Origin of the sequence: Rhizobium favelukesii, from assembly GCF_000577275.2 — a bacterium.
In the GTDB taxonomy this organism is placed as follows: Bacteria; Pseudomonadota; Alphaproteobacteria; order Rhizobiales; family Rhizobiaceae; genus Rhizobium; species Rhizobium favelukesii.
Map to the genome: position 1 here is coordinate 559,843 of NZ_HG916854.1, position 14,444 is coordinate 574,286.

Consider the following 14,444-nt stretch of genomic DNA (forward strand, 5'->3'; position numbering starts at 1 on the left):
ACTTCATAGGTCAAAATCGACGCCACTCCTCGTTTTTCTAGGGCAGGGGCGGCATGTCGCCCGCCAGACCCACGGTGTCATATCCGGTCGCGCGTCGATTATCCTGGCCAAGCTTTCGCAGAGTAGGGGCCTCGACCGACGGCGCAGATCCTTCTTCGGCGAGACCTTCGACCGATCTCGCGTTCGCACCCCCGGCATTGTGGTCGGCTTTGACAGCGTTCGATGCGATGATGAAGTCGTCAAGGTCCAGGCTCGGCTTGTTCATGCGGCAATGCCCTTGAGGTGGATCGATCGTTTGCTCTCGATTTCGTTGACGAGCGCCTGAACTTCGGCGCGGGCCTTTCGGACGCTGTCGGTCAAGTCCTGCATCTGCAATGTGCCGAGACCGTTTTGGATCGCGCGATAGATATTGCGCTCGAACAACTCCGTATCGAGAAGTGCAGTGCGATAGGCGGCTTGCTGCAAGCCGGCAACGAATGGCCGGATATAGCGATAGGCTTCGAGGTTGCGCCCCGGGATAGTCACGCGCGTTCTCACATTCAGATGCTGAATCTTGGTACCCGCTTCGTCGTTTATCTCGTTGACCATGGCGACCGCCTGTCCAGCCGCCTCGATCTCCTTGATCGCCGGCTGAATAGGAGAGATGACCAGTTCCGAGGCGCGAATGATGCTCGTCTGAAGTGAGCTGTCGACGCCAGGTGCATCGATCACGATGAGGTCGAAGGACGTTGCAAACCGCTCGATGGCCGTCTCGAGCGTTCGTGATGTCGATGCGGTCGTGACTTCGATGTTGTCGGGCACATTTTGCTTGTTTTGGCACAGTCGCCACCATCCCGACAGGTTCTGCCTGCTATCGGCGTCGATCAGAAGCACACGCTCGTTTCTAAGCGCATACTCCCCCGCCGCCAGGGTGACGAGCGTGGTCTGCCCGCGCCACCCTTATTGCTCACCGCGGCATAGATCCGGCTCATCTTGATCGACCCTTTGACAGCTGACGTGCTCAGTGTCTCTGTGAATATAACTCTATGCGTATAGCAACCGTCAACCAAAATGCTGGCGATCAAACACATTCTATGGGCGATCGCCCCTAGAGTGGGATCACATGCCAATGGCACACGATGTGATTACACGAGGTGTTTGTTCACACCCATTATATTGAAATAGCGTGTGAATGCTCGATGTGATTGCTCACATTGCGCACATGGCTGTTGTCCCTGCGAAGCTTCGTTCGTTCGCGGTCAGGCCCCATCAAGGCTCTCCGATGACAGCTTGAAGAACAATACTAAATACGTATAGTGATGTTTGGCCGTCGAAGGACCCAAAGCCCGAGGAGGCGGGCGGCAAACGGCCGCATGTGCACGTCCATGCGATCGTTGCCATGCGTTCGGATGCCGGCGATCGGATCGAAACGACGATTTCGGTGTTTCGTCGCTGGCGGGTGACGATGGCGGAAAAGGCACGCGCGCACGGCATCAATATGGAAATGACCGATCGGCGTGAGCGGGCGAGTGCCGCGGCCTATGGCAAAAACCAGGTGCGTCCGACAAATCGCCACGGGCGAACCGAACACGAGGCAACGAGCGAGGCCGCGCAGCGACGATATGATGCGAAGCGGTCCGACAGACATAGCTTGCCTCAAACAGAGCGAAGCCGGCGCTATACTGATTTCGCTAAGCGCCAATGGGAGGCCGTGGCCACAGAACATGGCGGAGAAGGAGTCGAAAGCTTCGCTCAATCGCAGCTTATCCGTTTAGAATCAGAAGTGGTGCGTGATCATCCCCGAGTGCCTGGTGGGCGTAAGACGGAAAGTTTGCGCTCGCAATTCATAACGCATCTGGTATCTCTGGATCAGATCGTTTCGAGGGATGAGCCAATGCGTCAAATGAGCCGATCCGAATTCGAAGCCTATGAGAAGCGTGTCGAGACCGCCCTGTTCCAGGCGGAACGCGTCATTCCCGCAAACGAGCGCGCAAACTTCGACGAGATTGCCTCTGCAGCCCGTGAGCATGTGAGTGTGCGGCGCGAACTGATGGAACTGCAGGAGCAAAACGGTGAGCGGATCGCCAGCGATGAGCCAAGGCTGCGCGAAGGTGACAACGATGCCAACGTGCGCTGGGACGAGGCGGTCGCGCGCCATGGGCTGCGGACCGTCGAAGCAGCAAACGAGATCATGCTCGAGGTGGAGCACTACCGTGAAGCGATCGACCTCGCGGATGCAGGCGAAGTCAATGCCAATAAAGCGTCGTTGCAGGCACGCCTGGACCTTGTAATTGCCCGTGTGGGTGAGCTCGGTGCCTCCGGCAATACATTGATCCGAGAAATCGCCGAGGTGGATCACGACCTCAGGATTGCGATCGAAGCGGCCGAGCGCTCGCGGCAGCGCGGTGGCAAGATGAGACAGGAAGGGAACGGCACCTCGGTGATCCAGTCACCAGCCGCCGAGGCAGCGTACCGCGATCGCGACGATGAGCCAGGCCGTGTTCAAACTGACGAGGAACGGGCCGGGCCGGTGGCCGATGGGACGCAGCAGACCCGGGATGGTCCCGGCCCTCGACCAGGTGACACGACGCGCACCGATCCAGCCCAGCAACTCATTCCGAGGCTCGAGCAGCTCCAGCGCGAGACCGATGAACGGCAAGAGCCTGAACGCGACGACCGCGAGCGATAAAGAAGGCTGGTCCATGCGAGACGAACGGCGCATCATTCAATCCTGAGCCCGCGCATAGGGCCGAGGATGGCCTCGCAAAAATTTTGGCATCATTTTTGTGGTGGCAATGGCGACGCAAACGGTTCGAGAAGTGACCTTCGCGGCATCCCCAGCAAGTTGAACCCACCGTGCTTTCCGGCCAAGGCGTCTTCCGCTAATGGCGGATAGTGTTGAAAAAGTCCAAAATCTGGGTTTGCCGAAAAGTCAACCAATTCGCAATTTGAGCGAATGTTGCCCCCTCGATGCTGTTTCATTTCCGCTGCAGGGCCTACCCACACGCTGCTTGAACGCAAAATTGGAAGGCCCCCAGCTCGATTTTCTGTGTCGGCCTCTACGGCCGTTAAAACATCAGAGTTTGCAGAAAACGGACTTTTTAACAATATCGGCCCTTACCCGACACTCACCAGCAGGTCCAAGGTTTGGTCGCTCGGTATGCACTTTAGCTGGCCGGGACTCGCCGCTGGCAGAAAAGTGGTCGGGGTGAACGTGCCCATTAGGGACCTTGTGGGTTCGAGCGGCGACTGCCTCACTTTCTCAGCAAGCCCTCCGATGCCCGGTTCGACACCGGCATCATGAAACCTTTTGATTTTTAAGCCGTTGTCGCGCTATGATCGACGCTAAATCCAATCAAAAATCGGTCGACGGCACCAAACCGCACGGTGCCGCGAAGTCGCGCCAAGAGGAGGCATCGACTGTCGAGGTCGTGCCGCCGCCAAATGTCATTGAACCCGATCCAGAGTTGACGCCCGAGGAGGCCGAGCAGGCGCGCAGGAGGTATTTGCTGACGCGTTTCTGGATCAGCGCGCGCCGTTACTGGGGTCGCGGCGGCGACAGGCTCGCTTGGCCGTGCTCAATCGGGCTATTGACCCTGATCGGCATCAATGTCGGCTTCCAGTATGGAATCAATGTCTGGAATCGCGCAATTTTTGACGCCATAGAGCAACACAATGCCCGCATCGTCTATTTCCTGAGCGCCGTATTCCTACCACTCGTGCTCGGAAGCGTCGTCATTGTCACTGCACAAGTCGCCCTTCGTATGATGATTCAGCGCCGCTGGCGTTCCTGGCTCACTACCGCAGTCATCGCGCGCTGGCTCGCGAACGGCCGTTACTATCAGTTGAACCTCATCGGCGGCGACCACAAGAACCCCGAAGCGCGCATTTCGGAGGATTTGCGGATTGCCACCGAAGCGCCTGTCGATTTCATCGCCGGGGTCATTTCTGCATTTCTGTCGGCTTCGACCTTCATCGTGGTGCTCTGGACGATCGGCGGGGCCCTGACTCTAACAATCGCAAGTTCGACCGTCACCGTTCCCGGCTTTCTCGTTATCACTGCGGTACTCTATGCCGCGATCACGTCCAGCTCGATGGTGGTCATCGGCCGTCATTTCGTCCACGTCTCAGAGGCCAAAAATCAGGCGGAAGCCGAATTTCGCTACACGCTGACGCACGTGCGGGAAAACGGCGAGAGCATCGCATTGCTCGGCGGTGAAGAGGAGGAGCGTAACGACCTCGACAAGACGTTCGCAAATGTGCTCAGGCAATGGGCGCTCCTTGCACGCCAACACATGCGCACAACACTTGTGTCGCAGGGGTCGAGCCTGTTTGCGCCAGTCGTGCCCGTTTTGCTTTGTGCTCCAAAGTTTCTCGAAGGCAGCATGACCCTTGGTCAGGTAATGCAGGCTGCCTCTGCCTTCGCCATCGTACAGAGTGCGTTCGGATGGTTGGTCGATAACTACCCCCGTCTAGCCGATTGGAACGCCTGCGCACGGCGCATCGCTTCGCTGATGATGTCGCTCGACGGGCTCGAGCGCGCGGAACAGAGCAACGCCTTGGGACGCATCAAGCGCGGTGAGACTGAAGGCGATGCGATACTCAGCCTAAACGATCTCTCCGTGTCGCTTGACGACGGCACCGCTGTGGTCAAGGAAACCCAGGTCGTGATCGAACCAGGCGAGCGGGTGCTCGTGGCCGGAGAATCCGGTTCAGGCAAGAGCACGCTGGTGCGGGCCATCGCAGGTCTTTGGCCGTGGGGTGACGGCAGCGTCAATTTCCACGCCGACAGACGACTGTTCATGTTGCCGCAACGGCCTTATATCCCTTCCGGGACGCTTCGCCGTGCAGTCGCCTATCCCCGTGCCGCCGATAGCTGGACGCTGGATAAGATCAAGGCGGCCCTCGACAAGGTGGGACTCGATTATCTGAACGACAAGATCGAGGAAGACGCGCCATGGGACCAGACGTTGTCGGGTGGCGAAAAGCAGCGGCTCGCGTTTGCGCGTCTCCTGCTACACAATCCCGATATCATCGTACTGGATGAAGCAACGTCAGCACTCGATGAGAAGAGTCAGGACAATATGATGGAGATGGTGATCCATGAATTGCCGAATGTCACCATCATAAGCGTAGCGCATCGAGCCGAGCTGGAAGCCTTCCATAGCCGCAAGATTACCTTGGAGCGGCGCGAGGGCGGCGCAAAGCTCGTCAGTGATATTGATCTTGTCCAGCGCAAGAGAAAACGGAACCTGCTTTTGCGCCTTTTGGAGGATCGGCGCTCCCTACCGAAAGGCAATACGACGCCGAATTGCGCCGGTCCGCCGGTCCCCTGAGGGCGCCCGCAACGGGCGAAAAGAAGGGCCGCAAACTCATCGCATCTTCGTTAAAAGTGCAAGCGCGGTAGATCTGCGTGATGCGAGGCGGATCCTTCGATTGTGCTACCTGGTATCCCACGAAGGGGAGGTCGTGCTCTACAGCAAAACGCATTCGCCAAACGGATATTCACCTGCCTTAGATCGAAGGGAGTAGAATATATTTTTTTCTTTTCGACTATAATTCCGGAAGGCACGCATTGAACGATCCTCATAGATTTGATCTTGGCAATTTCGCGAGAGGGGCATGCCATGTATCGCAAAGCTCGCCGGTGGGCTTCCCGCTCAGTACTATTGGATTCGTTGGTTCCCCGGTGGTTGGCTGCCGGTGGAAAGGTGAGGCCGCGCAATACTAGCTACAGGCGCGAAGAATCTTCTCAACTTGCGTCATCCGTACCGACTACAGATGCGAACAAGTACGGCACCTTTGGCGACAGTCCCGTCAAAAACTCTGCGCTCAACGAGTATGACAGTGGGCGGCGAGGGGACCTGGTCTGCGGCGCGGACGGTAAGGTCAATATCGACTGTGTATTGCCGTCGTTGACCAACACTTTCGCAACGATTCGCGAACCTCGTTTTGCACCTTTCTCGCGCGGTGCTCCGTCAGCGCAGGCGACTGCGCACCTTGCCGGAGCTCATTCATCAGCTGTTGGCATGCCCTTTGGCGTCTGGGGGTGCGGCTACTTTACCTCTCCCACGCGGATTCTCGATTGGGCCCAGCGCGGGGGTATGCTTCAACAGGACGGTCAATTGCCGGGGACCAGGCCGACCGAGGGTCCGGACTATGTGACGACAGTCAAGCGGACATTCGGCGCCTCGATCAGCGACCCGCTTCTGGATCGTGACTTGTCTCCTCTTTCGGGCTGGCGCGGAACTGCAACGTGGACAGAAACAACGGTCTGGAACGGATCATTGCCAGGCGGCGGAGAGATCGGAACGGGAACCGCTCACTCTAAGGGCATCGGCATCCTTTCTGGCTCGGTTACCACACCGTTGGGCACGCAAACAACATTGGCGCAAAATGTGGCGGCCGCGGCGACGGCCGTCAACCCGATCGTGCTGGAAAACCAGAAACCCGGCAATCCGGAGAGTGAGTGGGGCATTGACGGCGCCGGCAGCTCGAATATCGAGGGCTTCGCCACCGATATCAGCGTCAATCGCGGCCAGACCGTCAGCTTCAAAATCAATACGAATTCCAGCAACTATCGCGTCGACATCTATCGCCTCGGCTATTACGGCGGCATGGGAGCTCGCAAGGTTGCCACGATTCAGCATACGGGCGTCCAGAACCAGCCTACGCCGTTGCGTGACAGCACCACCGGTTTGGTCGACGCCGGCAACTGGTCGGTTTCAGCGTCCTGGGCAATTCCGGCCGACGCAGTGTCGGGGATCTACTTCGCCAAGCTCGTGCGCCAGGACGGAACCGCCGGCGCAAACCACATCCCGTTCATCGTGCGCGACGACAGCAGCCACAGCGACGTCCTCTTCCAAACCTCGGATGAGACCTGGCAGGCCTACAACCCCTGGGGCGGGGCCAATCTGTACCAGGGCAACGGGCCGGCGACAGACTCCGCCCCAGGGCGCGCATACGCGGTTAGCTACAATCGACCGATCACCACGAGGGGCGGCGGCCTCGCGGCCGGGCCGCAGGATTATATCTTCGGTGCCGAGTACCCGGCCATCCGGTGGCTGGAGAAGAACGGCTATGACGTTTCCTATATGGCCGGAATGGACTCCGATCGCCTCGGCAGCCTGATCCAGAACCACAAGATGTTCCTGAGCGTCGGCCACGACGAGTATTGGTCGGGACAACAGCGCAGCAACGTCGAGGCAGCGCGGGATGCTGGCGTGAATCTCTGCTTTTGGAGCGGCAACGAGGTCTATTGGGAGACCCGCTTTGCTCCCAGCATCAGTTCTGGCGCCCAGGCGTATCGCACCCTGGTGTGCTACAAGGAGACCAGGGCCGGCCCCATTGATCCGGATAACCAATGGACTGGAACCTACCGGGATCCGCGGTTCGTCTCGCCGACTGCGGTCGGGGGAGGGCGGCCGGAGAATGCGCTGACTGGCACCATGTTCCAGGTCGACTCGTACCGAAGCGATGCGATCACCGTCCCGTATGACGACGCCAATCTGCGCTTCTGGCGCGATACCAGCGTGGCAAACCTGCAGCCGGGCCAGACGGCCACCCTCGAGCAGAACTATCTCGGATATGAATGGGATGAGTCACCCGACAATGGCTTGCGTCCCGCCGGACTCATCGAGTTATCCTCGACAACCTTGCCCGTCAACGAATATCTGCTGGACTACGGCACCAAGACCGGGACGGCCACCGCGACTCACAATCTGACGCTTTACCGAGCTCCTAGCGGCGCCTTGGTGTTCGGCGCCGGCACAGTTTACTGGGCGTGGGGGCTCGATGAGAACCATGATCTCGAGGCCACCCCGGTCGACCCCCGGGTCAAGCAGGCTATGGTCAACCTGCTGGCCGACATGGGTATCCAGCCTGGCACCTTGGAGGCCGGACTGGTATCAGAAACCCAGTCGACGGATGCCACAAAGCCGGTGTCATCGATCACCGCGCCGAATGACGGGACCGCCCTGAAGGTAGGCAATGCCGTCACCGTCAGCGGAACCGCTTCCGATATCGGCGGCGTCATCGCTGCGGTCGAGGTCTCGACGGATGGCGGCACCACGTGGCACCGGGCGGTTGGAGACGAGACCTGGACATACAGCTGGGTCGCGCCGAGAGCCGGCACGTTCACCATCAAGACTCGGGCAGTGGACGACAGCCTCAATCTGGAGACACCCGGTAGCGGCCGCACTGTGACGGTGACCGGCAACAACTTCTTTCCCGCTTCGGCCATACCGCCCACCGTGCCGGATGCCGATGCCAACTCGATTGAAGTGGGAATGAAGTTCCAATCGTCAGTGGCCGGCACCGTAACGGGCGTACGGTACTACAAGAGCGACTTGAACATCGGGCCACATTCGGGCTCGCTGTGGTCGAGCACGGGAACCAGGCTGGCGACGGTCACCTTCACCAACGAGTCAGGGGTAGGCTGGCAGGCGGCGAGCTTTTCCAACCCGGTCGCGATCACCGCTGGCACGACATATGTGGTCTCGTATCACACCAACTACGGACACTATACCGCAACGGGAAACTATTTCGCGACCCCCGTGACAAATGGACCACTTACGGCGCCGACGAATGCCGGTGTCTACACCTACAATTCGGCCAGCGTCTTCCCGAGCAGCACCTTCAACGGCGAGAACTACTGGGTCGATGTTTTATTCAACCCGACGACCTCGGGCAACACGACGCCGACGGCGGTTGCCGACGTAGGGGACGCGACCGAGAAGGGCGGCGTCGCCAATGGCTCGGGCGGCGTGGCCGCCAGCGGCAACGTGCTCACCAACGACACCGATCCGGATGCCGGTGACACCAAGACCGTCACGGCGGTCAGCTTCGGCGCGACGGCCGGCACGCTCGGCTCGGCGCTGAACGGCACGTACGGCAGTCTCGTGCTCAATGCATCGGGCACCTACACCTATGCCGTCAACGAGAACAATGCCGCCGTGCAGGCGCTGCGGCAGTCCACCAACACGCTGAACGATGCCTTCAGCTACACCATGCGTGACACCGCCGGTGCCACCGCCACGGCAAGCCTCACCGTCACCATCCACGGCGCCAACGATGCGCCGGTGCTCGCGGCGCAGACTGCCACCCAGAACGCCACCGTCGGCACTGCTTTTTCGTTTGTGCTGCCGGCCAACACCTTCACCGATGTCGACAGCGGCGAAACCTTCACTTACGCGGCAACCGCCGCCGACGGTTCGTCGCTTCCGGCCTGGCTGAGCTTCAACGCCACGACGCGGACCTTCAGCGGCACGCCGACGACAGCCGGCACGTACGGCGTCAAGGTAACGGCAACCGACCTCGGCGGCCTGGCTGCCAACGAGACCTTCAACATCGCCGCGTCGACGACGCCGAACACGACGCCGACGGCGGTTGCCGACGCGGGGGATGCGACCGAGAAGGGCGGCGTCGCCAACGGCTCGGGCGGCGTGGCCGCCAGCGGCAACGTGCTCACCAACGACACCGATCCGGATGCCGGTGACACCAAGACCGTCACGGCGGTCAGCTTCGGCGCGACGGCCGGCACGCTCGGCTCGGCGCTGAACGGCACGTACGGCAGTCTCGTGCTCAATGCATCGGGCACCTATACCTATGCCGTCAACGAGAATAATGCCGCCGTGCAGGCGCTGCGGCAGTCCACCAACACGCTGAACGATGCCTTCAGCTACACCATGCGTGACACCGCCGGTGCCACCGCCACGGCAAGCCTCACCGTCACCATCCACGGCGCCAACGATGCGCCGGTGCTCGCGGCGCAGACTGCCACCCAGAACGCCACCGTCGGCACTGCTTTTTCGTTTGTGCTGCCGGCCAACACCTTCACCGATGTCGACAGCGGCGAAACCTTCACTTACGCGGCAACCGCCGCCGACGGTTCGTCGCTTCCGGCCTGGCTGAGCTTCAACGCCACGACGCGGACCTTCAGCGGCACGCCGACGACAGCCGGCACGTACGGCGTCCAAGTAACGGCGACCGACCTTGGCGGCCTGGCTGCCAACGAGACCTTCAACATCGCCGCGTCGACGGCCCCCACGACCTATAGCCTATTCAGCGCCTCCAACACGCCGGCCCAGACGAACCTCAACGATGGTCAGCAACTCGAGCTCGGCGTCAAGTTCCAGTCGAACGTTGTCGGTGATATTACGGGCATCAAGTTCTACCGCAGCGCCAACGACAACGGCCAGAACGTCGTCGACCTGTGGACCACCGCAGGCACCAAGCTCGCCACCGCCACCTTCACCAACACCTCGGCGAGTGGTTGGCAGACGGTGAACTTTGCGACGGCTGTCTCCATCGCCGCCAACACCACCTATATCGCGTCGTATCACACGACCGGTGCCTACGTGGCGACCGATGGCTTCTTCACCAGTCCCGTCACCAATGGCCCGCTGACGGCCCTGTCAAGCGCCGCCGCCGGTGGCAACGGCGTCTACCGCTATGGCGGATCCGCCACTACAGGCATTTTCCCGAATGCCACCTACAACGCTGCCAACTATTGGGCCGATGTGGTCTTCCGGCCGCAGCTCGCCGCGTGAAGCATGGCCTGCAGAGTGACGATCAGGACCGGCGGACGCTCATTGACCTCTTGGTCGACCAGATCGAATTTTGCCGATATTGTCGTGATCGACAAGATCTCGGATCGGACGCGACAGAGGGGATCCGCGCGGAAGTCCGCAAGGTGGAGACGGATTTCGGCAAGGTTCCTCTTGCAACCCTCCTCAATACCGCTCTCTTCAATGAAGCAAAAGCTGCCGCGCACCCGTTGTGGCACAAAGAACTGTACAACCCGGGCGCCCATGTTCCAGAGACAGAGGAATACGGGGCTCGAGCTTTGTCTATCGCACAAGGCGTCCCTTCGATCCGGTACGGTTTCGCGCATTTCTGGACGGGCCTTGGCCGGGGGTAATCCGTGCCAAGGGCCACTTCTGGCTTGCCAGGCGCCCGCGTCACGTGGGTCTAATGTCGGCTGCCGGGGTGCAACGGCACTGCGAACCCATGGGGCTTTGGTGGGCGGCCGTTCCCCGGCAAGATTGGCTGGGCCATCCGCAGTTTCGTCAGCATCCGTGCTGCGTTGGACGACTGTCTGGCCAGCTCGGATCCGCGGGACTGGTCGCTCTCGAAGATCCGTTTCCAGCCTGGTAGCATGCCGGCGGAGTTGTAATGTTTGCGACACGAATTCTCTGATGCGAGATAGCCGTCCGGCACCCGTCTACCTTGCGGCTTCGCGATAACGCAGAGGCGGTCTCTTCGCAGTTGATCGCGATCGAAGATGTTCATTTGGAATAATGCCGTTGGGAGGTGGGCGAGGGCACTTTCGTCGAGGTTCTCCCGAGTTGGTGGTGGGATTGGTTGCATTCGTCATCGAACTGTTTCGTGATGACGGGGCGGCTCTTCAAGGAACAAGCGAAAGCGGCGATTTGAGTTCACCCGCAGAACCGCGCTTGCGCTCTCATTCCGGCAAACCCTATTGTCATGAACTAGATATTCACACATTACCGGACGCAACATGACGGCCAACCGCCCGACGCCCGAAGAGACGGGTATCCTTGAATTTCTTTCCATCTGTAACAGCGTCTATTCGGACGATGCGGTATCGCAATCGATTGAAGCCCAGCGGGCCCAATATGACGCGCTTTGTGCCCGTTTCAGCCCGCCGATTCCCGCTGGCCTGACTTTCGCTGATAGTCCGATGCGGACTGTGCCGACAAGGCGCTACAGGCCACGGCATGTGACGAGCGAGACCTTGCTGCTCTATCTGCATGGCGGCGGTTTCGTCGTTGGCTCGCTTGAGAGCCACCACGCGATCTGTGCGGAAATCGCTGACTTTGCGGGTGCGGAACTGGTCGCCGTCGACTACCGGCTGGCACCAGAACATTGCTGGCCGGCGCAGACCGACGATGGCTTCGCTGTGCTTTCCGAGCTTGCCTCGAGCGGCCACAGGATCGTTCTCATCGGCGACAGTGCCGGCGGCAATCTCGCAGCGGGGCTTGCCATGCGGGCAAACCAGGCAGGCGTTTCCAACATCGCCGGTCAGGTTCTGATTTATCCGGCGCTGGGCGGTGATCTGACGGCCGGATCCTATGTCGAGATGAGCGAAGCGCCAGGACTGACGACGGCCGATGTGGCCTATTACCGGGGGATTCTGCAGGCACCGCAAGACGATCCGGTAGCAGCACCGCTCAAGTCTGTCTCTGTTGGTGGACTGCCTCCAGCCTTTATCACCGGCGCGGCCTTCGACCCCCTGCGGGATGACTCTCGACAGTATGCCGCTCGGCTGGCGCAAGCCGGTGTCGAAGTCTGGTTCCGCGAGGAACCGCAGATGGTGCACGCCTGGTTGCGCGCGCGCCATATGAGCGACGGCGCGGGTGCAGGTTTCCTCGCTGTCTGCGAGGCGGTGCGCCGTTTTGCAGCGGCGTGACGCTCACATCAGGTCGCGGGGGATGCGCTTCTCCACGAAAGCCTTCTCGAAAATCTGAACGTCGTCTTCATAGGCCGTTACCAGGGCATTGATGACCCAGTCGGTCTTCGTACAAGCGATCTTCGCCGTCGCAATGGTTCGCACGAACCAGCCGGGGCGGCGCATGTCGCAGGTCCAGGTGGAGTTGCCTGTCATCGATAGCGGATCGCCGGGTGAGATCGACCAGACCTCCTCGCGGAGTTGCCGCGTCGAAAGGCGGGTTTCAGGATGCTCGTAGAGGCCGGTATCCTCGTGGATGCGATAGTCCGTGCGATTGGCCGCAAGATCGCGCACGACCTGCCGCGTGGTCGCTGCAGGCGCATGTTCGATATATTTCGGCAGGGGATCGGGGTTGGCCGGTTCGGGAATATCGATTCGCTGATGCTCGCCGAGCATTGGTAGCGCCAGGCCAAGCGAGGCGATATCGATCTCCACGCCACGGTCTTCCGGCGGCGGCAGGATCATCGGCCAGTATGCAGTGGACAGCGACAAGCGGATGCGATGTCCCTTGCGGAAGCGGTAGCCACAGGCATCGAGCACGAGGCGGATCGAGATTTTTTCGCCGGGTGGAAGCGGAGCGGGTTCGGCGTTGCCGTGACGATGGGTGAGATTGATGACGCCGAAGGCGACGCGTGTCGCCGTTCCGTCCGGATGGATATCGACGAGGCGGGCGCAAAGATTGCCCGTGAGGGCTTCCGATCGGAGCGAAATAGTAAGGACCGGGCGGCCGAGATAGTCATGGTCTGCGGCAAGCGGCGTGGTATCGAACGTGAGCGAACCGGCGTCGTCGGCGCGTTGATCGATCGCCATCTCCGCATCGGGCTTCAGCGTGAAATATTCGCCCGATCCGGTGCCAGTATCCAACGGCGAACGCAGATAAGCTATGTGTTCTGGTGCCTGCGGTATCGGCATGCCCTCAGTCAGCTTGCCGAATTGCTCCACATAGAAACATTGCATTTCCGGCGGCTTCGAACCATCCTTGGCGACCCAGAAACCCGGATCGAACTCGCGCCGTGGAACCGGGCGGACGGCGTCAAGAATATAGGCACGGACCTGCGGCAGGTTTTCGATGCCGTTGTCCTCGCCAAGCAGCCACTTGTTCCACCAGGCGATTGCCTCACCGTGAAAGTCGGTCCGCGGCTTCGGCCAGGCGAAATGCGGGTATTTGTGAACCCACGGTCCGATCAGGGCTCTCGCTTTCTCCCCCAGCCCTTCGACGGCCATCAGAGGGGTATTGCGATAGCCGTCCGCCCAGCCGGCGATCACCAGCGCGGGAATCTTGACGTTCGAAAAGTCCTCTGAGATCGAGCCGTGGCGCCAGAACGCGTCTCGGCGCTGATGCGTCAGCCACTCTTCCATGAAGAAAGGTTCGTGCTCCAGCCGCTCCAGCCACATCTCTTTCCAGCGTTCGCCGACCAGAGCCGGGTCGGGCGAACGGGATTGATAGCCAAGCATGGTGGCTGCCCAGGAGAGTTGCGCGGAGAGATGGCAGCCATTCTTATAGTGGATATCGTCATTGTAGCGGTCGACGGTGGAGGCGATCGAGATGACGGCCTTCAGCGCAGGCGGCCGGAGCGCTGCCACCTGCAGGCTGTTGAAGCCGCCCCAGGAAATGCCCATCATGCCGACAGAGCGATTCGACCAGGGCTGGGCGGCAATCCAGGCGATCAGTTCGCAGGCGTTGGCAAGTTCCAGTTCTGTATATTCGCCGTCGATCACGCCATCGGATTCGCCGGAGCCGCGGATATCGACGCGGACGCCGGCAATGCCTGCAGCTGCGAAGACCGGATAGGTGGATTCGTCGCGAAGGCTTGTTCCGTCCCGCTTTCGATAGGGCAGGAATTCAAAGACGGCAGGCACGGGATCGTTCTGCGCACCATCCGGCATCCAGATACGGGCCGCAAGCCGCGTGCCGTCCTTAAGCGTGATCCATTGATTTTCGATGGTGATGAAGCCGCGCGAGGTCATGCCTGTTCCTTGATGCAATTGTCAT

Annotated in this window: 7 protein-coding genes and 1 pseudogene; 5 read left to right on the plus strand and 3 right to left on the minus strand. The window is 60.4% G+C overall.

Annotated elements, in window-relative coordinates; translation table 11 throughout:
* Positions 1 to 37 precede the first annotated feature (37 nt).
* Together LPU83_RS62740 and LPU83_RS62745 are read right to left on the minus strand one after the other, a co-directional pair.
* Positions 38 to 265: a hypothetical protein gene (locus tag LPU83_RS62740; protein ID WP_037069868.1), complete on the minus strand. Its 228-nt coding sequence runs from the start codon at positions 263 to 265 to the stop codon at positions 38 to 40.
* Entirely contained in the window at positions 262 to 873 is a 612-nt protein-coding gene (locus LPU83_RS62745; protein ID WP_231052278.1) for a ParA family protein, read from the minus strand. The genes LPU83_RS62740 and LPU83_RS62745 overlap by 4 nt, the downstream gene beginning before the upstream one ends.
* A gap of 1,000 nt (positions 874 to 1,873) precedes the next feature.
* On the opposite strand from LPU83_RS62745, the gene LPU83_RS62750 reads away from it, so the two are divergent.
* From LPU83_RS62750 to LPU83_RS62770, 5 genes and pseudogenes are all read left to right on the plus strand, one after another.
* Positions 1,874 to 2,668 (plus strand): hypothetical protein, encoded by a 795-nt coding sequence (locus tag LPU83_RS62750; RefSeq protein WP_024319021.1) that lies wholly within the window; start codon positions 1,874 to 1,876, stop codon positions 2,666 to 2,668.
* Between the two features lie 646 nt (positions 2,669 to 3,314).
* The gene (locus LPU83_RS62755; protein ID WP_024319020.1) at positions 3,315 to 5,315 is read left to right on the plus strand and encodes an ABC transporter ATP-binding protein/permease; all 2,001 of its coding nucleotides are present in this window, start codon (positions 3,315 to 3,317) and stop codon (positions 5,313 to 5,315) included.
* A gap of 291 nt (positions 5,316 to 5,606) precedes the next feature.
* Positions 5,607 to 10,529, plus strand: a complete 4,923-nt coding sequence (locus LPU83_RS62760; protein WP_040680819.1) for a N,N-dimethylformamidase beta subunit family domain-containing protein — start codon at positions 5,607 to 5,609, stop codon at positions 10,527 to 10,529.
* Between the two features lie 5 nt (positions 10,530 to 10,534).
* Positions 10,535 to 11,136: pseudogene (locus LPU83_RS62765) on the plus strand (GTP-binding protein); the annotation flags it as partial.
* A 364-nt stretch (positions 11,137 to 11,500) separates the two neighbouring features.
* Positions 11,501 to 12,412, plus strand: coding sequence for an alpha/beta hydrolase (locus LPU83_RS62770; protein WP_024317723.1), 912 nt, complete (start codon positions 11,501 to 11,503; stop codon positions 12,410 to 12,412).
* 3 nt (positions 12,413 to 12,415) lie between these two features.
* Here LPU83_RS62770 and LPU83_RS62775 read toward each other — a convergent pair whose 3' ends face one another.
* Positions 12,416 to 14,419: a CocE/NonD family hydrolase gene (locus LPU83_RS62775; RefSeq protein WP_024317722.1), complete on the minus strand. Its 2,004-nt coding sequence runs from the start codon at positions 14,417 to 14,419 to the stop codon at positions 12,416 to 12,418.
* Between the last annotated feature and the right edge of the window lie 25 nt (positions 14,420 to 14,444).

Excerpts from the sequence above, each read along its gene's own strand:
- LPU83_RS62740 (WP_037069868.1), bottom strand. The coding sequence starts at position 265 with ATGAACAAGCCGAGCCTGGACCTTGACGACTTCATCATCGCATCGAAC.
- LPU83_RS62750 (WP_024319021.1), top strand. The coding sequence starts at position 1,874 with ATGCGTCAAATGAGCCGATCCGAATTCGAAGCCTATGAGAAGCGTGTC.
- LPU83_RS62755 (WP_024319020.1), top strand. The coding sequence starts at position 3,315 with ATGATCGACGCTAAATCCAATCAAAAATCGGTCGACGGCACCAAACCG.
- LPU83_RS62760 (WP_040680819.1), top strand. The coding sequence starts at position 5,607 with ATGTATCGCAAAGCTCGCCGGTGGGCTTCCCGCTCAGTACTATTGGAT.
- LPU83_RS62770 (WP_024317723.1), top strand. The coding sequence starts at position 11,501 with ATGACGGCCAACCGCCCGACGCCCGAAGAGACGGGTATCCTTGAATTT.
- LPU83_RS62775 (WP_024317722.1), bottom strand. The coding sequence starts at position 14,419 with ATGACCTCGCGCGGCTTCATCACCATCGAAAATCAATGGATCACGCTT.